This is a genomic window from Kitasatospora sp. NPDC058406 (assembly GCF_042722765.1).
In the GTDB taxonomy this organism is placed as follows: domain Bacteria; phylum Actinomycetota; class Actinomycetes; order Streptomycetales; family Streptomycetaceae; genus Kitasatospora.
In genome coordinates this window covers 24,562-43,424 of the sequence record NZ_JBHXKE010000020.1, presented here as the reverse complement: position 1 = coordinate 43,424, position 18,863 = coordinate 24,562, and the positions used below count along the sequence as shown (strand labels likewise).

Here is an 18,863-nt window from a genome sequence, read left to right as displayed (position 1 = left end):
CCGGAGGGTTCTTTGCGGGGCGTGTCGGACACGTCCGGGTGTCCGCTCTTTAGCCCGTCGGAGCGGGGGGCCGGATCCGGCCTGTTTGTCGTAACCCGACGGTCGGGCTGGACCGGGTGGCGCATGGAGGCGCCGTTTCTTCCGCCTACCATAGGGCGATAGCACTGGTTCATCTTCGAGTGAGGTCTCACGTGTCCACCACCCCCACCACCGCAGACCAGCCGCAGATCGGTACCGCCCGGGTCAAGCGCGGCATGGCCGAGCAGCTCAAGGGCGGTGTGATCATGGACGTGGTCAACGCCGAGCAGGCCAAGATCGCCGAGGACGCCGGCGCTGTCGCCGTCATGGCGCTCGAGCGGGTCCCGGCGGACATCCGCAAGGACGGCGGCGTCGCGCGGATGTCGGACCCGAACATGATCGAGGAGATCATCGAGGCGGTCTCCATCCCGGTCATGGCCAAGTCCCGGATCGGCCACTTCGTCGAGGCCCAGGTCCTGCAGTCGCTCGGTGTCGACTACATCGACGAGTCCGAGGTGCTGACCCCGGCCGACGAGGTCAACCACTCCGACAAGTGGGCCTTCACGACCCCCTTCGTCTGTGGTGCCACCAACCTGGGCGAGGCGCTGCGCCGCATCGCCGAGGGCGCGGCCATGATCCGCTCCAAGGGTGAGGCCGGTACCGGCAACGTCGTCGAGGCCGTTCGCCACCTGCGCCAGATCAAGAACGAGATCGCCAGGCTCCGCGGCTTCGACAACAACGAGCTGTTCGCCGCCGCCAAGGACCTGCGCGCCCCGTACGAGCTGGTCAAGGAGGTCGCCGAGCTCGGCAAGCTGCCGGTCGTGCTGTTCTCCGCCGGTGGTGTGGCCACCCCGGCCGACGCCGCGCTGATGCGTCAGCTGGGCGCCGAGGGCGTCTTCGTCGGCTCCGGCATCTTCAAGTCGGGTGACCCGGCGAAGCGTGCCGCCGCGATCGTCAAGGCGACCACCTTCTTCGACGACCCGAAGATCATCGCCGACGCCTCCCGCAACCTGGGCGAGGCCATGGTCGGCATCAACTGCGACACCCTGCCGGAGAGCGAGCGCTACGCCAACCGCGGCTGGTAGTCCCGCCGGACGGCCCGCCGCGCGGTGTGACCATCTGCGCGGCGGGCCGCTGCGCGTCGTCCGAACGAGAGTCTGAAGAGGTAGTGAGAGTGTCCACTCCAGTGATCGGCGTCCTCGCCCTGCAGGGTGACGTCCGCGAGCACCTGGTCGCGCTGGCCGAGGCCGACGCGCTGGCCCGCCCGGTCCGCCGTGCCGAGGAGCTGGCCGGGGTCGACGCCCTGGTGATCCCCGGTGGGGAGTCCACCACGATGTCCAAGCTGGCGCTGCTGTTCGGCGTGATGGACCCGCTGCGCGAGCGCGTGGCCGCCGGCATGCCGGTGTACGGCACCTGCGCGGGCATGATCATGCTGGCCGACAAGATCCTGGACGGGCGCGAGGACCAGGAGACGGTGGGCGGCATCGACATGACCGTGCGCCGCAACGCCTTCGGGCGGCAGAACGAGTCCTTCGAGTCGGGTGTCGTCTTCCAGGGCCTGGACGACGCGCCGGTGCACGGCGTCTTCATCCGCGCCCCCTGGGTGGAGGGGGTCGGCGCCGGCGTTCAGGTGCTGGCCGAGCTGCCCGCCGCCGACGGCCCGGAGAGCCGGATCGTGGCGGTGCGCCAGGGCAACCTGCTGGCCACCTCGTTCCACCCCGAGCTCACCGGCGACCACCGGGTGCACGCCTACTTCGTGCGGATGGTCGAGGAGCACCTCGCCGCCGCGTGACCGCCCGCCGCGTGACGGTCCGCCGGTGACCGTGTGCGAGGGACCGGTGGCGGCACCGGTAAGATCTCATCTGTTCATTTCCCTTTGGCGACGTAAAGGAGCTGGCGATGTCCGGCCACTCTAAGTGGGCTACCACCAAGCACAAGAAGGCCGTGATCGACGCCAAGCGCGGCAAGCTCTTCGCCAAGATGATCAAGAACATCGAGGTGGCGGCGCGCACCGGCGGTCCCGACCCGGCCGGCAACCCGACGCTCTACGACGCCATCCAGAAGGCCAAGAAGAGCTCGGTCCCGATCGACAACATCAACCGCGCCGTCAAGCGCGGCGGTGGCCTGGAGGCCGGCGGCGCCGACTACCAGACGATCATGTACGAGGGCTACGGCCCGAACGGCGTCGCGGTGCTCATCGAGTGCCTCACCGACAACCGCAACCGTGCCGCCTCCGACGTGCGCGTGGCGATGACCCGCAACGGCGGCTCGATGGCCGACCCGAACTCGGTGTCCTACCTGTTCACCCGCAAGGGCGTCGTGATCGTCCCCAAGGCGGACGGCGTGGACGAGGACAAGCTCTTCGAGGTCGTCCTCGACCAGGAGCCCGAGGAGATCAACGACCTCGGCGACTCCTTCGAGATCGTCTCCGAGGCCTCCAAGATGGTCGCCGTCCGCACCGCCCTGGTGGACGCGGGCGTCGACTACGACTCGGCCGAGGCCAACTTCCTCCCGAGCATGCAGGTCGAGGTGGACGTCGAGGGCGCCCGCAAGATCCTGAAGCTGATCGACGCCCTGGAGGACAGCGACGACGTGCAGAACGTCTTCGCCAACTTCGACATCAGCGACGAGGTCGGTGCGCAGCTCGACGCCGAGTGATCGGACCCACGTCCCGGCCCGGTGGTCCCACGACCACCGGGCCGGTGTCGTTCGAGCCGTTGTCCGACCCGGGCGGTAGCCTTCGCAGGTTGCCGCCGGTCGCGGCGGGTCGCAGTGCCCGAGGACGAGCGGCGGGTTAGCGAGAGGCGGGGCAGGAGTGCGGGTACTGGGTGTGGACCCGGGGCTGACCAGGTGCGGGGTCGGCGTGGTCGACGGCGCGCCCGGCCGGCCGCTGCGGATGGTCGGGGTCGGGGTGGTGCGCACGCCGGCCGACGCCGAGATCGGGCACCGGTTGCTGCTGGTCGAGCAGGGCATCGAGAGCTGGCTCGACGAGCACCGGCCCGACCTGGTCGCCGTCGAGCGGGTCTTCGCCCAGCACAACGTGCGCACCGTGATGGGCACCGCGCAGGCCAGCGCGGTCGCCATGCTCTGCGCCACCCGGCGCGGCATACCGGTCACCCTGCACACGCCGAGCGAGGTCAAGGCCGCCGTGACCGGCTCCGGCCGGGCCGACAAGGCCCAGGTCACGGCCATGGTGCAGCGGCTGCTGCGGTTGGACGCCCCGCCCAAACCGGCCGACGCCGCCGACGCGCTGGCGCTGGCCATCTGCCACATCTGGCGCGGCGGCGCCACCGACCGGATCGCCGCCGCGCTCGCCAAGGCGGCCCCGAAGGCGCCCGCCGCCGGGGCGGCGCCCGCGAAGGCGCCCGCCGCCCGCCCGTACTCCGCCCGTCCCACCCGAGGAGCCGCCCGATGATCGCCTTCGTCCAGGGACCGGTGGCCGTGATCAGCGGCTCCACCGTCGTCGTCGAGGTCGGCGGCGTGGGGATGGCCGTCCAGGTCACCCCGGCCACCGCAGCCGGACTGCGTCCCGGGGAGCCCGCACGGCTCGCCACCTCGCTGGTCGTCCGGGAGGACTCGCTCACCCTCTACGGCTTCGCCGACGACGACGAGCGCGCGGTCTTCGAGATCCTCCAGGCCGCGCCCGGTGTCGGACCCCGGCTCGCCCAGGCGATGCTCGGCGTGCACAGCCCGGACGCGCTGCGCACCGCCGTCGCCGCGGGCAACGAGAAGGCGCTGATCGCCGTCCCCGGTATCGGCAAGGCCAAGGCCGCCAAGCTGCTGCTGGAGTACAAGGACAAGCTGGGCGCCCCGCACGGCAGCGTCCCGGCGCAGAAGCCGATCGCCACCGGGCCCGCGCCGTGGGGCGAGCAGCTGCACGCGGCCCTGGTCGGCCTCGGCTACGCGCCGCGCGAGGCGGACGAGGCGGTCATCGTCGTCACCCCGGAGGCCGAGGCGCAGGCCGTCCCGGACGTCGGCACCCTGCTGCGGTCCGCCCTGCGCTCGCTCAACCGGGCGCGCTGACCGGGGACGCCGACCGGGGGTGCCGACCGGGGACCCGCGGTCGTCCTGCCGCCCTACTGCCCTACCGCCCTACCGATCTGACCACCTGTCACCTTGTCGACATTGGAGCCCGCACCAAGTGAGCGCGCGAACCACCCAGAGGGGCGCCGGTGACACCGCCGGCGAGCGGAGCGGGGAGAGGGCATGAGCCCGTACGACTCCGACCCGACCGACCGGCTCGTGGCGGGCGCCGCCGACGGCGAGGACCAGGCCGTCGAGGCGGCGCTGCGGCCCCGGCAGCTCGACGAGTTCATCGGCCAGGAGCGGGTGCGCGAGCAGCTGTCACTGGTGCTCCAGGCCGCCCGTCAGCGTGGCGCCGCCCCTGACCACGTGCTGCTCAGCGGTCCGCCCGGGCTGGGCAAGACCACCCTGTCGATGATCATCGCCGCCGAGCTGGGCGCACCGATCCGGATCACCTCCGGCCCGGCGATCCAGCACGCCGGCGACCTCGCGGCGATCCTCTCCTCGCTGACCGAGGGCGAGGTGCTCTTCCTCGACGAGATCCACCGGATGTCCCGGCCCGCCGAGGAGATGCTCTACATGGCGATGGAGGACTTCCGGGTCGACGTGATCGTCGGCAAGGGCCCGGGCGCCACCGCCATCCCGCTGGAGCTGCCGCCGTTCACCCTGGTCGGCGCCACCACCCGGGCCGGACTGCTGCCGCCGCCGCTGCGCGACCGGTTCGGCTTCACCGGGCACATGGAGTTCTACGCCCCGGCCGAGCTCCAGCGCGTGGTGCACCGCTCGGCCGCCCTGCTGGACGTCGAGATCGACACGGCCGGCGCCGCCGAGATCGCCGGCCGCTCCCGGGGCACCCCGCGCATCGCCAACCGGCTGCTGCGCCGGGTCCGCGACTACGCCCAGGTCCGGCACGACGGCGTCGTCACCGTGGAGATCGCCCGCCACGCGCTGGACGTCTACGAGGTCGACGCCCGCGGGCTGGACCGGCTTGACCGTGCGGTGCTGGACGCGCTGCTGCGGCTGTTCGGCGGCGGCCCGGTCGGGCTGTCGACCCTGGCCGTCGCGGTGGGGGAGGAGTCCGAGACGGTCGAGGAGGTGGCCGAACCCTTCCTGGTCCGCGAGGGTCTGCTGGCCCGGACGCCGCGCGGTCGGATCGCCACCGCCGCCGCCTGGCAGCACCTCGGTCTCACCCCGCCGGTCCAGACCACCAGGGGGGCCGTACCGGCACAACCGGACCTTTTCCGGCCGGAACAGGGCTGAACGGGTGAGGTCGGAGCGTGTGTGCACCGTGCACGCCCGCGCCGGGGGCAGTCGGAGAAGTCGTGAGGGAAGTCCCGGGAAACAGTGCAGGCGGAGGGTCGCCACTTTCGGCGGCAGGATGCGATGCTTGGCGTTGTCCGATCAGTTCGGGGTCGCCTAGACTCCGCCGGACCGCCCCTCTCACCCGACGGGACGACCAATACCACACAGGCCGCCGGCCGGCGGCCCGCTAAGGACCCTGGCTGCAGTGAACCTCATCATCCTTCTCCTCCCGATCATCGCGATCGTGCTCATGTTCCGGTCGCAGAAGAAGCGCCAGCAGCAGATGCAGAAGATGCAGACCGCGCTGGAGCCAGGGGCGGGGGTGCGCACCATCGGCGGCCTGTACGCCCAGGTGAAGGCGGTCAACGACGAGACCGTCGAGCTGGAGATCGCGCCCGGCGTGGTCGCCTACTTCACCAAGAGCGCGATCGCCGCCGTGCTGGACCCCGCGGAGTACGACGCGATCATCAACGGCCGCCCGGTCGACGACGAGCTGTCCGAGGCCTCCGACGAGGACGCCGAGATCGAGCCGGCGGACGAGAAGCCGCTGTCGCTCAGCAAGGACGGCGCCGAGAAGGCCGAGGCCGAGGGCGGGGCTCCCGCGAGCAAGTAGTACGGTCGGGCACCCGCCCGGTCGCGCGGCGAATCGCCGCGAGCCCACAGGACTCAGGGCCGCAGTTCCGCCACACCCCGTCCAGCCACGCGCAGGGCGGGGTCCGGTGGGGGGAAGTGGCATGGACAGGGAGAAACGAGCAAGGTGGCAACACCCAAGTCGCGCCCGCGCGACGGCTACCCAGGGAGGGCGCTGGCCCTCATCCTGGTCGTCACCGTCGGACTGGTCGCCCTCATGTTCGGGACGGGTCACACCAAGCCCCGCCTCGGGATCGACCTCGCAGGCGGCACCAGCATCACGCTGAGCGCGAAGTCGACCGACCCCAAGGCGATCAACAAGTCCAACATGGACATCGCCACCGGGATCATCGAGCAGCGGGTCAACGGGATGGGTGTCTCCGAGGCGGAGGTCCAGACCCAGGGCGACCAGAACATCATCGTCAACATCCCCAAGGGCGGTGACAAGCAGACCGCGGCCGACCAGGTCGGATCCACCGCGAAGCTGTACTTCCGCCCGGTCCTCGCCCTCGCTCCGAGCGGCCTCCAGGCCCCGGCGCCGTCCGCGACCCCCTCGGCGAGCGGCAGCGCCGCCCCGAGCGCCACGGGAACCCCGAGCGCCGCCGCGTCGGCCTCGGCCGGAACCACCGCGGCCGCGCCCAGCGCGAGCGCCACCAAGCAGGGCCGGCCGGTCGGCGAGGCCCTCGCGGCCGACGCCACCCCGACCGCTGCCGCCACCGGCGCCGCGGCCACCGGTACCCCGTCCGCGGCCGCCACGGGCGCCGCCGCGACCGGTACCCCGAGTGCCCCCGCCACCGCCCCCGTCACGCCGGACCTCTCCGCCGCGATGACCTCGGGCACGGTGCCGCCGGAGCTGGCCGCCGAGTTCGCCGCGCTCGACTGCACCAAGCCCGAGCAGCGCCAGAACCACCAGAAGTCCGAGGGTGCGCCGGCCGTCGCCTGCACCCAGAAGGACGAGAACGGGATCTTCTACAAGCTCGCTCTCGGCCCGGTCGCGGTCTTCGGCGCGGACGTCTCCAAGGCGCAGGCCAGCATCGACACCCAGCAGGGCGGCGGCTGGCAGGTCCAGCTGCAGTTCAACGGCAAGGGCACCGACGCGTTCACCGCCGTCACCGGCCAGCTGGCCACCCAGCCCGACCCGACCAACCAGTTCGCCATCGTGCTGGACGGCCAGGTCGTCTCCCACCCGTACGTGCGCAGCGCCATCCCCGGCGGCTCGGCCGTGATCTCGGGCAGCTTCACCCAGTCCGAGGCGCAGGGCCTCGCCAACCAGCTGAGCTTCGGCGCACTGCCGCTGGAGTTCGCCACCAGCGACGTCACCACCGTCTCCCCGCAGCTCGGCGGCGACCAGCTGAAGGCCGGTCTGGTCGCGGGCCTGATCGGCATGGTCCTGGTGGTCCTCTACTCGCTGGTCTACTACCGGGGTCTGGGCCTGGTCTCGATCGCCGGCCTGCTCGTCTCGGCGGCCCTGACCTACTCGATCATGAGCCTGCTCGGCGCCGGGATCGGCTTCGCGCTGAACCTGCCGGCGATCTGCGGTGCGATCGTCGCGATCGGCATCACCGCCGACTCCTTCATCGTGTACTTCGAGCGCATCCGTGACGAGGTCCGCGAGGGGGCCCCGCTGCGGCCGGCCGTCCAGCGTGCCTGGCCGCGCGCCCGGCGCACCATCCTGGTGTCGGACTTCGTCTCGTTCCTCTGTGCCGCCGTGCTCTACGTGGTCTCGGTCGGCAAGGTGCAGGGCTTCGCGTTCACGCTGGGCCTGACCACCGCGCTCGACGTCGTGGTGATCTTCCTCTTCACCAAGCCGCTGATCACGCTGCTGGCGCGCCGGAAGTTCTTCTCCGACGGCCACCCGTGGTCCGGCCTGGACCCGAAGCGGCTGGGTGCCCGCCCGCCGCTGCGCAGCACCCGTCGTCGCACCCCCTCGTCCTCCGCCGCCGTGAAGGGGGCCTGACACCGTGTCACGCTTCTCCAATCTGGGCCACAAGCTCTACCAGGGCGAGGTCAGCTTCGACTTCGTCGGGCGCCGCAAGCTCTGGTACAGCATCTCCGGGGTGATCGTCCTGGTCGCCGCGATCGGCCTGGCGATGGGCCTCCACCTCGGCATCGAGTTCAAGGGCGGCTCGGTCTACACCGTGTCCAAGCCCGGGCTCTCGGTCTCGCAGGCTCAGGAGTCGGTCGACAAGATCGTCGAGTCGCACCCGCTGGTGCAGTCGACCGAGAACGGCAAGATCCGCATCCAGGTCTCCTCCGAGGAGAAGGTCAGCTCCTCGGTCATCACCGAGAACCTGGCGAAGGAACTCGGTGTCCCGGTCCAGGAGATCGAGGCCCAGGTGATCGGCCCCAGCTGGGGTGAGCAGATCTCCAACAAGGCCCTCACCGGTCTGGTCATCTTCATGATCCTGGTGACGATCTACCTGGCGATCGCCTTCGAGTGGCGGATGGCGGTGGCCGCCCTGGTCGCCCTCATCCACGACCTCCTGATCACCATCGGCGTCTACGCCCTGGTCGGCTTCGAGGTCACCCCGGGCACCGTGATCGGCTTCCTGACCATCCTCGGGTACTCCCTCTACGACACGGTCGTCGTCTTCGACACCGTGAAGGAGAACACCAAGGACCTCACGAAGCAGAACAAGATCACCTACAGCGAGGCGGCCAACGCGGGCCTCAACCAGACCCTGGTCCGCTCGCTCAACACCACGGTGGTCGCCCTGCTCCCGGTGGCGGCGCTGCTGTTCATCGGCGGCGGCTTCCTCGGGGCCGGCACGCTGAACGACATCTCGCTCGCGCTGTTCATCGGCCTCGCGGCCGGTGCCTACTCCTCGATCTGCGTCGCCACTCCGCTGCTGGCGCAGCTGAAGGAGGAGCAGCCGGAGATGAAGGCCCTCGCCAAGCGGGTCGCCCAGCGGCGCGCCGCGGAGGCCAAGGCGGAGGCGGCCAAGGACGCCGTCGTCGAGGACGGGGAGCCCTTCTCCGACGAGGACCAGCCGGCGGGTATGGTCGGTCAGCGCGGCCGGGCGGCCGGCACCACGCGTGCCAAGGGCCGTCCGTCCACCAAGCGCTGATCCCCGCTGACCCCTAAGGACCCTTCGTGACCACCGCCGACACCGCACTGGCCGAGCTGTTGAACAGCCGGATCAGGGACGTCCCGGACTACCCGAAGCCGGGCGTGCTGTTCAAGGACATCGCGCCGCTGCTCGCCGACGCCGAGGCCTTCGCGGCGCTCACCCGGGCGCTGGCGGACCGGGCCAGGGAGCTCGGGGCGACCAAGGTGGTCGGCCTGGAGGCGCGCGGTTTCGTGCTGGCGGCCCCGGCGGCCTTCGCGGCCGGGCTCGGCTTCGTGCCGATCCGCAAGCAGGGCAAGCTCCCCGGCGAGGTGTACCGCCGCTCGTACGAGCTGGAGTACGGCTCGGCGACGCTGGAGGTGCAGTGCGACGCCTTCGCGCCCGGCGAGCGGGTGCTGGTGGTGGACGACGTGCTGGCCACCGGCGGGACGATCAGTGCCTCGCTGGACCTGGTGAAGGAGGCCGGCGCCGAGCTCGTGGGCGTCGTGGTCCTGATGGAGCTGGGCTTCCTGGACGGGCGCGAGCGGTTGGCCCCGCACCTGGGCGGCGCTCCGCTGGAGACGCTGGTCACGGTCTGAGGTCCTCCTCGGTCAACGCTGCGACGGGCGGCGGTCGGAATCATCCGGCCGCCGCCCGTCGGCGTTCCGGGCCGGGCAGGACCGGACAGGACCGGACAGGACCGGGCCGTTCGTGTCGGTCGTGTGTCCGGTGCGTGTCCGGGGGCGGCCGACCGAACGCCCCGGCGCCCGGCTCGGTACCATGAAGATTCATCCCCTCCCGGTTGTGCGAGTCGCGCGATCCGCGCGGAGGGGCAGGCCGAGCGCCCCGAGGAGTGTCCTTGCCCGACGAGGTTGTGCCCACGGCCGCTGCGGCCGCCCCCGAGAACCGGCCCACGCCCTCGGGGGCCACCCCGGCACGCCCGGCGTCGACCCCGTCCCGCCAGGTCGCCCCGGCGGGTCGCCCGTCCACCGCCGGTGGCATGCGCGCGCGCCTCGCCCGGCTCGGCGGCCAGCGCTCCAGCGTGCTCAACCCGGTGCTGGAGCCGCTCTTCCGGTCCATCCGGGCCAACGACCCGAAGGCCGACCCGGCGCTGCTGCGCGACATCGAGAAGGCGTACGCGGTCGCCGAGAAGTGGCACCGGGGGCAGAAGCGCAAGAGCGGCGACCCGTACATCACCCACCCGCTGGCCGTGGCCACCATCCTGGCCGAGCTGGGCATGGACGCCCCGACCCTGATGGCCGGGCTGCTGCACGACACCGTCGAGGACACCGACTACGGGCTGGAGACCCTGCGCAAGGACTTCGGCGACTCGGTGGCCCTGCTGGTGGACGGCGTCACCAAGCTGGACCGGGTGAAGTTCGGCGAGGCCGCGCAGGCCGAGACGGTCCGCAAGATGGTCGTCGCGATGGCCAAGGACCCCCGGGTCCTGGTGATCAAGCTGGCCGACCGCCTGCACAACATGCGCACCATGCGCTACCTCAAGCGGGAGAAGCAGGAGAAGAAGGCCCGCGAGACGCTGGAGATCTACGCCCCGCTGGCGCACCGGCTGGGCATGAACACCATCAAGTGGGAGCTGGAGGACCTCGCCTTCGCGATCCTCTACCCCAAGATGTACGACGAGATCGTCCGGCTGGTCGCCGAGCGCGCCCCCAAGCGGGACGAGTACCTGGCCACCGTCATCGACCAGGTCCAGGGCGACCTGCGCGGTGCCCGGATCACCGCCTCCGTCACCGGCCGGCCGAAGCACTACTACTCGGTCTACCAGAAGATGATCGTCCGGGGCCGGGACTTCGCCGAGATCTACGACCTGGTGGGCATCCGGGTCCTGGTCGACACCGTCCGCGACTGCTACGCGGCGCTGGGCACCATCCACGCGCGGTGGAACCCGGTGCCGGGGCGGTTCAAGGACTACATCGCGATGCCCAAGTTCAACATGTACCAGTCGCTGCACACCACGGTGATCGGTCCCGGCGGCAAGCCCGTCGAGCTGCAGATCCGCACCTTCGACATGCACCGCCGGGCCGAGTACGGCATCGCGGCGCACTGGAAGTACAAGCAGCGCGCGGTGGCCGGCGCCTCCAAGGTCCGCACCGACACCCCGACCCAGACCCGCAAGGACGACAAGGCCGGCGCCGTCAACGAGATGGCCTGGCTGCGGCAGCTGCTGGACTGGCAGAAGGAGACCGCGGACCCGAGCGAGTTCCTGGAGTCGCTCCGCTTCGACCTGGCCAGCAACGAGGTCTTCGTCTTCACGCCCAAGGGCGACGTCATAGCGCTGCCGGCCGGCGCCACCCCGGTGGACTTCGCCTTCGCGGTGCACACCGAGGTCGGCTACCGGACCATAGGGGCCCGGGTGAACGGGCGGCTGGTGCCGCTGGAGTCGACCCTGGAGAACGGCGACGCCGTCGAGGTCTTCACCTCCAAGGCGGAGAACGCCGGCCCCTCGCGGGACTGGCTCGGCTTCGTCAAGTCGCCGCGGGCCCGCAACAAGATCCGCGCCTGGTTCTCCAAGGAGCGCCGCGAGGAGGCGATCGAGCAGGGCAAGGACGCCATCGCCCGGGCGATGCGCAAGCAGGGCCTGCCGATCCAGCGGATCCTGACCGGCGACTCGCTGGTCACCCTGGCCCACGAGATGCGCTACCCGGACATCTCCTCGCTCTACGCGGCGATCGGCGAGGGCCACGTCGCGGCGCAGAACATCGTCCAGAAGCTGGTGCAGGCGCTGGGCGGCGAGGAGGGCGCGACCGAGGACCTCGCCGAGACGGCGACGCCGACCCACGACAACCGCCGGGCGGCGCGCCGCCGGGCCAAGGGCGACCCCGGCGTGATCGTCAAGGGCGTCGAGGACGTCTGGGTCAAGCTGTCGCGCTGCTGCACCCCGGTACCGGGCGACACCATCGTCGGCTTCGTCACCCGCGGCAACGGCGTCTCGGTGCACCGCGCCGACTGCGTCAACGTGGAGGCGCTCAGCCAGCAGCCCGAGCGGATGATCGACGTCGAGTGGGCGGCCACCCAGTCCTCGGTCTTCCTGGTGGCCATCCAGGTCGAGGCGCTGGACCGCTCCCGGCTGCTCTCGGACGTCACGAGGGTCCTCTCGGACCAGCACGTCAACATCCTGTCGGCGGCGGTGCAGACCTCCCGCGACCGGGTGGCGATGAGCCGGTTCACCTTCGAGATGGGCGACCCGAAGCACCTGGGCCACGTGCTCAAGGCGGTCCGCGGCGTCGAGGGCGTCTACGACGTCTACCGGGTCACCTCGGCCCGCAAGTAGCGGTACGCGCGGCGGCAGCCGCCGCACGGTCGGCGGCGACGGAAAGGCCCCCGGGAACTGGCGAGTTCCCGGGGGCCTTCCTCGTGTCCGGCGGCCTCGGATCAGCCGCTGAACTCCTCCTGGCTCTTGTGCGCCTGCTCCAGCAGGGTCCGGACGCCCGACAGCTCGGACTCCAGCTTGGCGGTCCGGCCGGCGTTGCCGGCCGCGCGGGCCTTGTCCAGGTCGGCCTGGATCTTGTCCGCCTTGGCCTGGAAGAGGCCGACCATGCCGGCGGCACGGGCCTTGGCCTCCGGGTTGGAGCGCTTCCACTCGGAGTCCTCGACCTCGCGGATCGCCCGCTCGACCGTGTTCAGCCGGCCGTCCAGCTTCGGCCGGGCGTCGCGCGGCACGTGACCGATCGCCTCCCAGCGCTCGTTGATCTCGCGCAGGGCCGCCTTGGCGGCCTTGAGGTCGGTGATCGGCAGGATCGCCTCGGCCTCGGAGGCCAGGGCCTCCTTGAGCTTCTGGTTGGCGACCTGCTCGGCGTCACGCTCGCTGAACACCGCCGAGCGCGCCTGGAAGAAGACGTCCTGGGCGCCGCGGAACCGCGCCCACAGCTCGTCCTCGACGTCGCGCTGGGCGCGGCCGGCGGCCTTCCAGCGCGCCATCAGGTCGCGGTAGCGGGCCGCGGTGTCGCCCCACTCGGTGGAGGAGGAGAGCGACTCGGCCTCGACGGCCAGCGCCTCCTTGGTGGCCCGGGCCTGGTCACGCTCGGCGTCCAGGGACGCGAAGTGCGACTTGCGGTGCTTGGAGAACACCGAGCGGGCGTGCGAGAAGCGGTGCCACAGCTCGTCGTCGCTCTTGCGGTCCAGCCGGGGCAGGCCCTTCCAGGTGTCGACCAGGGCGCGCAGGCGGTCGCCGGCCTCCCGCCACTGGGTGGACTCGGCGAGCTGCTCGGCCTCGGCGACCAGCGCCTCCTTGGCGGTGCGGGTCTCGTCCTGGGCCTTGGCCCGGGCGGCCTTGCGCTCCTCGCGGCGGCTCTCGATCTCGCCCGTGAGCGTGTCCAGCCGCTTGGCCAGCGCCGCCAGGTCACCGACCGCGTGCGCCTCGGTGACCTGCTCGCGCAGGTGCTCCAGCGCGGCCTGGGCGTCCTTGGCGGCCAGGTCGGTGGTGCGCACCCGCTTCTCCAGCAGGCCGATCTCCACCTCGATGCCCTGGTACTTGCGCTCGAAGTAGGCGAGCGCCTCCTCGGGCGAGCCGGCCTGCCAGGAACCCACGACGCGTTCGCCGTCGGCCGTCCTGACGTAGACCGTGCCCTGCTCGTCGACACGGCCCCACGGGTCGCTGCTCATAGCGCGTCCTCCACATGACGTCGCGTCCGCGCCGGGGCGGTCCGCATCCGTCGTCCACAGTTGATGTGCGGCGGACCGATGAGTCCGCCGTCCCCGTCCGCCGAGTACTGCTGCCGAGGGTGACGGCCGGCGGGTCTGGGCACCCTATACAAAGCCAACATAGGCGACCAGTCCCGGTGCTGTCCGCATCCGGGCCGGGCGATTTCGGGCCGGGACCGCGCCGGCGCGCCCCTCACGGGCGGCGCCGGGCGGTCCCGGGACCGGTCAACCCTTCGCGGTCGTCACCGTGTTGAAGGTGACGTCGGCCATCGGGTGGCCGTCCCCGCCGCCCTCCAGGGTGCCCGCGGCGGCGATCTTCTGGACCACGTCCAGACCGCCGGTGATCTTGCCGAACGGCGTGTAGTTCGGGCCGAGCTGGGTGTCCTTGTAGACGAGGAAGAACTGGCTGCCGTTGGTCCCCGGGCCGGAGTTGGCCATGGCCACGGTGCCCGCCGGGTAGGTGGCGCCGGTCAGGTTCTCGTCGGCGAACTTGTAGCCCGGGCTGCCGGTGCCGCCGGGCGTGGTGGCGCTGGCGGTCGGGTCGCCGCACTGCAGCACGAAGATGCCGCTCGTGGTCAGGCGGTGGCACTTGGTGTGGTCGAAGAACTGCTCGCCGGAGAGGAAGGCGAAGGAGTTCACCGTGTGCGGGGCCTTGGCCGCGTCCAGGGTGAGCGTCACCTTGCCGCAGTTGGTGTCCAGCGTCGTGGTGTAGGTGGCCGCGGTGTCGATGCTCATGGCCGGCTCGGCCTGCCACTGCTTGCCGTTCGGCGCGCCCGGCGCCGGGTCCGCGCACCCCTCGACCGGCTTGCGGGTCGGGACGGTGGGCTCGGTCGGGGTCGAGGTGGGAGCGGCCTGGGCGGAGGCCGAGTCCTTCTTGTCGTCCGAGTCGAAGGCGCCGGTCGCGATGAGCGTGCCGCCGCCGGCCAGCACGACCACGGCGAGCGAGGCGCCCAGAATCGTGTTGCGGCGCTTGCGCGCGGCCCTCTCGGCGACCCGGCGCTCCATCTGGCGCTCGTACTTGTCGCGGGCGAGCTGCCGCCGCCGCTGTTCGCTGCTGACCACCGGCTCAGTCTCCTACGGATGTGCGGTCTCGGACGTGGGGGCTTCGTGTGCGGATGTCGATGCGGATCATCGCATCCATCGGCGGCCAAGTGTAGGGACCGCGACCGTAAGAACGGGGTGAACCTGTCAGGTCGAGGTGAACCTGTCACGCGGATCTGGTTCGCAACCGGGCCCGCCCCGCCGGTAGGCTGCCCCTACATCACAGTTCGTAGCCGCATCCCGTAGCCGCCGCTGCGACCGACGCCCGAAGACCGACACCCGAAGGACGCGCGCGTGTTCATCGCCGGATTCCCCGCTGGAGCCTGGGGCACCAACTGCTACCTGGTCGCTCCGGCGCCGGGCGAGGAGTGCGTCATCGTCGACCCCGGCCACCAGGCCGCGCAGGGTGTCGAGGAGCTGATCCGCGAGCACCGCCTGAAGCCGGTCGCGGTCCTGCTCACCCACGGCCACATCGACCACGTCGCCTCGGTGGTCCCGGTCTGCGGCGCCAAGGGCGTCCCGGCCTGGATCCACCCCGAGGACCGCTACATGATGAGCGACCCGGAGAAGGCGCTCGGCCGCTCGCTCGGCACCCAGCTGATGGGCGAACTCACCGTCGGCGAGCCCGACGACGTGCGCGAGCTGACCGACGGCAGCGTGCTGGAGCTGGCCGGCCTCGCCCTCACCGTCGACCACGCCCCCGGCCATACCGGGGGGTCGGTGACGTTCCGGACACCCGGCGCCGAGGACCTCCCTCCGGTGCTCTTCTCGGGTGACCTGCTCTTCGCCGGCTCCATAGGGCGAACCGACCTCCCGGGCGGGGACGGCGAGGCGATCATGCGCTCGCTGGCCCGGGTGTGCCTGCCCCTCGACGACGCCACCGTGGTCCTCTCCGGCCACGGCGGACAGACCACCATCGGCCGTGAGCGCGCCACCAACCCCTACCTCCGACAGGCAGCGGGGGCGTCCGGCGCCCCGGCCTTCCCGCGACGAGGAATGTGACGGAAGAGAAGTTGAGCACCTTCACCGCCCCCAAGGGCACCTACGACCTGCTGCCCCCCAGCTCCGCGACCTTCCTGGCGATCCGCGAGGCGATCGCCGCGCCCGCCCGCCGGGCCGGCTACGGCTACGTCGAGACCCCGGTCTTCGAGGACGTGAAGCTCTTCTCCCGCGGCGTCGGCGAGTCCACCGACATCGTCTCCAAGGAGATGTACAGCCTCACCACCAAGGGCGGCGACGAGCTCGCGCTGCGCCCCGAGGGCACGGCCTCGGTGCTCCGCGCCGCGCTCCAGGCGAACCTGCACAAGCAGGGCAACCTCCCGGTCAAGCTCTGGTACTCCGGCTCGTACTACCGCTACGAGCGCGCGCAGAAGGGCCGCTACCGCCAGTTCTCGCAGGTCGGCGCCGAGGCGATCGGCGCGGAGGACCCGGCGCTGGACGCCGAGTTGATCATCCTGGCCGACGACGCCTTCCGGTCGCTGGGCCTGAGCGACTACGCGCTGCTGCTCAACAGCCTCGGCGACAAGCAGTGCCGCCCGGTCTACCGCACCGCGCTGATCGAGTTCCTGGACGGCCTGGACCTCGACGAGGACACCCGCCGCCGCGCCGGGATCAACCCGCTGCGCGTCCTGGACGACAAGCGCGAGTCGGTGCAGGCCCAGCTCGTCGGCGCCCCGATGCTGCGCGACTTCCTCTGCGAGGACTGCAAGGCGTACGACGAGAAGGTGCGCGAGCTGCTCACCGCCAACGGCGTGGCCTTCACCGACGACCCCAAGCTGGTCCGCGGCCTGGACTACTACACCCGCACCACCTTCGAGTTCGTGCACAACGGCCTCGGCGCCCAGTCCGCGATCGGCGGCGGCGGCCGGTACGACGGCCTCTCCGAGATGATCGGCGGCCCCGCGCTGCCGTCCGTCGGCTGGGCCCTGGGCGTGGACCGCACCTTCCTCGCGCTGGAGGCCGAGGGCGTCGCCCTCGACCTGCCCGCCGCGACCTCCGTCTACGCCGTCGCGCTCGGCGAGGAGGCCAAGAACGTCCTCTTCGCCAAGGTGGTCGAGCTGCGCCGGGCCGGCGTCGCCACCGACCTCGCCTTCGGCGTCAAGAGCATCAAGAACGCCATGAAGTCCGCCGACCGGTCCGGCGCACGCTTCGCGCTCGTCGCCGGGGACCGGGACCTCGCCGAAGGCGTCGTCCAGCTCAAGGACCTGACCACCGGCGAGCAGAACCCCGTCGCCCTCGACGCACTCGTCACCACCCTGAAGGAGAAGCAGCTGTGATCCGCACGCACGACGCGGGCACGCTCCGCCCGGAGCACGCAGGCACCACCGTCACCCTGGCCGGCTGGGTCGCCCGCCGCCGCGACCACGGCGGCGTGGCCTTCATCGATCTGCGCGACGCCTCCGGCACCGTGCAGATCGTGGTCCGCGACCTCGACTCGGTGCACGGCCTGCGCGCCGAGTACTGCGTCAAGGTGGTCGGCGACGTCCGCGTGCGGCCCGAGGGCAACGAGAACCCGGACATCCCGACCGGCGCCGTCGAGGTCGTGGTCAGCGGGATCGAGGTCCTCTCCGAGGCCGCGCCGCTGCCCTTCCCGGTCGCCGAGTACGAGCCCGGCACGGTCAACGAGGAGGTCCGCCTCCGGTACCGCTACCTCGACCTGCGCCGCGAGGGCCCGGCCAAGGGCCTGCGCCTGCGCTCCAAGGTCAACAACATCATCCGCCGGGTGATGGAGGACAACGACTACCTCGACATCGAGACGCCGTACCTCACCCGCTCCACCCCCGAGGGCGCCCGCGACTTCCTCGTCCCGGTCCGCCTCCAGCCCGGCCACTGGTACGCGCTGCCGCAGTCGCCCCAGCTGTTCAAGCAGCTGCTGATGGTGGCCGGCATGGAGCGCTACTACCAGATCGCCCGCTGCTTCCGCGACGAGGACTTCCGCGCGGACCGTCAGCCGGAGTTCACCCAGCTGGACATCGAGGCCTCGTTCGTCGACCAGGAGGACATCCTGGCCCTCGGCGAGAAGATCATCGGCTCGATCTGGCGCGAGGTGCACGGCTACGAGGTCCCGAACCCGCTGCCGCGGATGACCTACGCCGACGCCATGGGCCGCTTCGGCTCGGACAAGCCGGACGTCCGCTTCGGCCAGGAACTCACCGACCTCACCGAGTACTTCCAGGGCACCTCGTTCCGGGTCTTCCAGGCCCCGTACGTCGGCGCCGTGGTCATGCCGGGCGGCGCCTCGCAGCCGCGCAAGCAGCTCGACGCGTGGCAGGACTGGGCCAAGGCGCGCGGCGCCAAGGGCCTCGCCTACGTGCTCATCGACGCCGAGACCGGCGAGCTGCGCGGCCCGGTCGCCAAGAACCTGTCCGAGGAGCACCTGGCCGGCCTGGCCGCCGCCGCGGGCGCCAAGAACGGCGACGCGATCTTCTTCGCGGCCGGCAAGCAGCGCCCCTCGCAGGAGCTGCTCGGCGCCGCCCGTCTGGAGATCGGCCGCCGCTGCGAGCTGATCGACGAGTCCCAGTGGGCCTTCCTCTGGGTCGTCGACTTCCCGATGTTCGAGCCCATCGAGGACGACAAGGGCGAGTTCCAGGGCTGGCACGCGGTGCACCACCCGTTCACCGCCCCGACCGCGGAGTCGCTGGCCACCTTCGACACCGACCCGGGCTCGGCGCTCTCCAACGCCTACGACCTGGTGCTCAACGGTTCGGAGCTGGGCGGCGGTTCGATCCGTATCCACCAGCGGGACGTCCAGAAGCGGGCGTTCGACGCGATCGGCCTCTCCGAGGAGGAGACCGCCTCGCAGTTCGGCTTCCTGCTGGACGCCTTCAACTACGGCCCGCCGCCGCACGGCGGCGTCGCCTTCGGCCTGGACCGGATCGTCACCCTGCTCGGTGGGTACGACACGATCCGGGACGTCATCGCGTTCCCGAAGACGTCCACCGGCGGCGACCCGCTGACCGGTGCGCCCACCCCGATCACCCCGGCGCAGCGTCGCGAGGCCGGCGTCGACGCCCAGCCGAAGGTCCGTGAGGACGCCAAGTCCGAGGCCCAGCCGAAGGCCTGACGCCGCATCCGCCGACATCGGCTAACCTTTCACGGCCCCGGACGGCATCACCGTCGTCCGGGGCCGGTCCACAACGG

The 18,863-nt window shown here is 71.5% G+C and carries 15 protein-coding genes and 1 pseudogene; 14 read left to right on the top strand and 2 right to left on the bottom strand.

Going from position 1 to position 18,863, the window contains the following annotated elements:
• Nucleotides 1–191 precede the first annotated feature (191 nt).
• The 11 genes and pseudogenes from pdxS to ACFWOG_RS06455 form a co-directional block, all read left to right on the top strand.
• Nucleotides 192–1,103, top strand: coding sequence for a pyridoxal 5'-phosphate synthase lyase subunit PdxS (gene pdxS / locus ACFWOG_RS06505; protein WP_329882263.1), 912 nt, complete (start codon nucleotides 192–194; stop codon nucleotides 1,101–1,103).
• A gap of 89 nt (nucleotides 1,104–1,192) precedes the next feature.
• Nucleotides 1,193–1,810 carry a pyridoxal 5'-phosphate synthase glutaminase subunit PdxT gene (pdxT, locus tag ACFWOG_RS06500; protein ID WP_329882262.1) on the top strand — a complete coding sequence of 206 codons (618 nt, stop codon included), beginning with the start codon at nucleotides 1,193–1,195 and terminating at the stop codon, nucleotides 1,808–1,810.
• Between the two features lie 107 nt (nucleotides 1,811–1,917).
• Complete coding sequence (locus ACFWOG_RS06495; RefSeq protein ID WP_329882261.1) at nucleotides 1,918–2,676, top strand: YebC/PmpR family DNA-binding transcriptional regulator; 759 nt, start codon at nucleotides 1,918–1,920, stop codon at nucleotides 2,674–2,676.
• 157 nt (nucleotides 2,677–2,833) lie between these two features.
• Nucleotides 2,834–3,433 carry a crossover junction endodeoxyribonuclease RuvC gene (gene ruvC, locus ACFWOG_RS06490; protein ID WP_329949835.1) on the top strand — a complete coding sequence of 200 codons (600 nt, stop codon included), beginning with the start codon at nucleotides 2,834–2,836 and terminating at the stop codon, nucleotides 3,431–3,433.
• Nucleotides 3,430–4,041, top strand: coding sequence for a Holliday junction branch migration protein RuvA (gene ruvA / locus ACFWOG_RS06485; RefSeq protein WP_329949836.1), 612 nt, complete (start codon nucleotides 3,430–3,432; stop codon nucleotides 4,039–4,041). The genes ruvC and ruvA overlap by 4 nt, the downstream gene beginning before the upstream one ends.
• A 183-nt stretch (nucleotides 4,042–4,224) precedes the next feature.
• On the top strand, nucleotides 4,225–5,301 hold the full coding sequence (ruvB, locus tag ACFWOG_RS06480) for a Holliday junction branch migration DNA helicase RuvB (RefSeq protein WP_329882258.1): 1,077 nt from the start codon (nucleotides 4,225–4,227) through the stop codon (nucleotides 5,299–5,301).
• A gap of 247 nt (nucleotides 5,302–5,548) precedes the next feature.
• Complete coding sequence (gene yajC, locus ACFWOG_RS06475) at nucleotides 5,549–5,956, top strand: preprotein translocase subunit YajC (RefSeq protein ID WP_329882256.1); 408 nt, start codon at nucleotides 5,549–5,551, stop codon at nucleotides 5,954–5,956.
• Between the two features lie 144 nt (nucleotides 5,957–6,100).
• The gene (gene secD, locus ACFWOG_RS06470; RefSeq protein ID WP_380355381.1) at nucleotides 6,101–7,930 is read left to right on the top strand and encodes a protein translocase subunit SecD; all 1,830 of its coding nucleotides are present in this window, start codon (nucleotides 6,101–6,103) and stop codon (nucleotides 7,928–7,930) included.
• Between the two features lie 4 nt (nucleotides 7,931–7,934).
• On the top strand, nucleotides 7,935–9,041 hold the full coding sequence (gene secF, locus ACFWOG_RS06465) for a protein translocase subunit SecF (protein WP_329882255.1): 1,107 nt from the start codon (nucleotides 7,935–7,937) through the stop codon (nucleotides 9,039–9,041).
• Between the two features lie 26 nt (nucleotides 9,042–9,067).
• Nucleotides 9,068–9,619: an adenine phosphoribosyltransferase gene (locus tag ACFWOG_RS06460; RefSeq protein ID WP_329949838.1), complete on the top strand. Its 552-nt coding sequence runs from the start codon at nucleotides 9,068–9,070 to the stop codon at nucleotides 9,617–9,619.
• 368 nt (nucleotides 9,620–9,987) lie between these two features.
• A pseudogene (locus tag ACFWOG_RS06455) lies at nucleotides 9,988–12,312 on the top strand (RelA/SpoT family protein); the annotation flags it as partial.
• 101 nt (nucleotides 12,313–12,413) lie between these two features.
• Here the strand turns inward: ACFWOG_RS06455 and ACFWOG_RS06450 are convergent.
• Both ACFWOG_RS06450 and ACFWOG_RS06445 read right to left on the bottom strand, forming a co-directional pair.
• A complete protein-coding gene (locus ACFWOG_RS06450; RefSeq protein WP_329882253.1) occupies nucleotides 12,414–13,643 on the bottom strand; it encodes a DUF349 domain-containing protein in 1,230 nt (409 codons plus the stop codon).
• 264 nt (nucleotides 13,644–13,907) lie between these two features.
• Entirely contained in the window at nucleotides 13,908–14,744 is an 837-nt protein-coding gene (locus tag ACFWOG_RS06445) for a peptidylprolyl isomerase (protein ID WP_329949839.1), read from the bottom strand.
• 273 nt (nucleotides 14,745–15,017) lie between these two features.
• On the opposite strand from ACFWOG_RS06445, the gene ACFWOG_RS06440 reads away from it, so the two are divergent.
• From ACFWOG_RS06440 to aspS, 3 genes are read left to right on the top strand one after another with little or no spacing between them, the layout of a single operon-like run.
• The gene (locus ACFWOG_RS06440; RefSeq protein ID WP_329949840.1) at nucleotides 15,018–15,725 is read left to right on the top strand and encodes an MBL fold metallo-hydrolase; all 708 of its coding nucleotides are present in this window, start codon (nucleotides 15,018–15,020) and stop codon (nucleotides 15,723–15,725) included.
• A gap of 11 nt (nucleotides 15,726–15,736) precedes the next feature.
• Nucleotides 15,737–16,999, top strand: a complete 1,263-nt coding sequence (gene hisS / locus ACFWOG_RS06435; protein ID WP_329949841.1) for a histidine--tRNA ligase — start codon at nucleotides 15,737–15,739, stop codon at nucleotides 16,997–16,999.
• The gene (aspS, locus tag ACFWOG_RS06430; RefSeq protein WP_329949842.1) at nucleotides 16,996–18,786 is read left to right on the top strand and encodes an aspartate--tRNA ligase; all 1,791 of its coding nucleotides are present in this window, start codon (nucleotides 16,996–16,998) and stop codon (nucleotides 18,784–18,786) included. The genes hisS and aspS overlap by 4 nt, the downstream gene beginning before the upstream one ends.
• Nucleotides 18,787–18,863 lie beyond the last annotated feature (77 nt).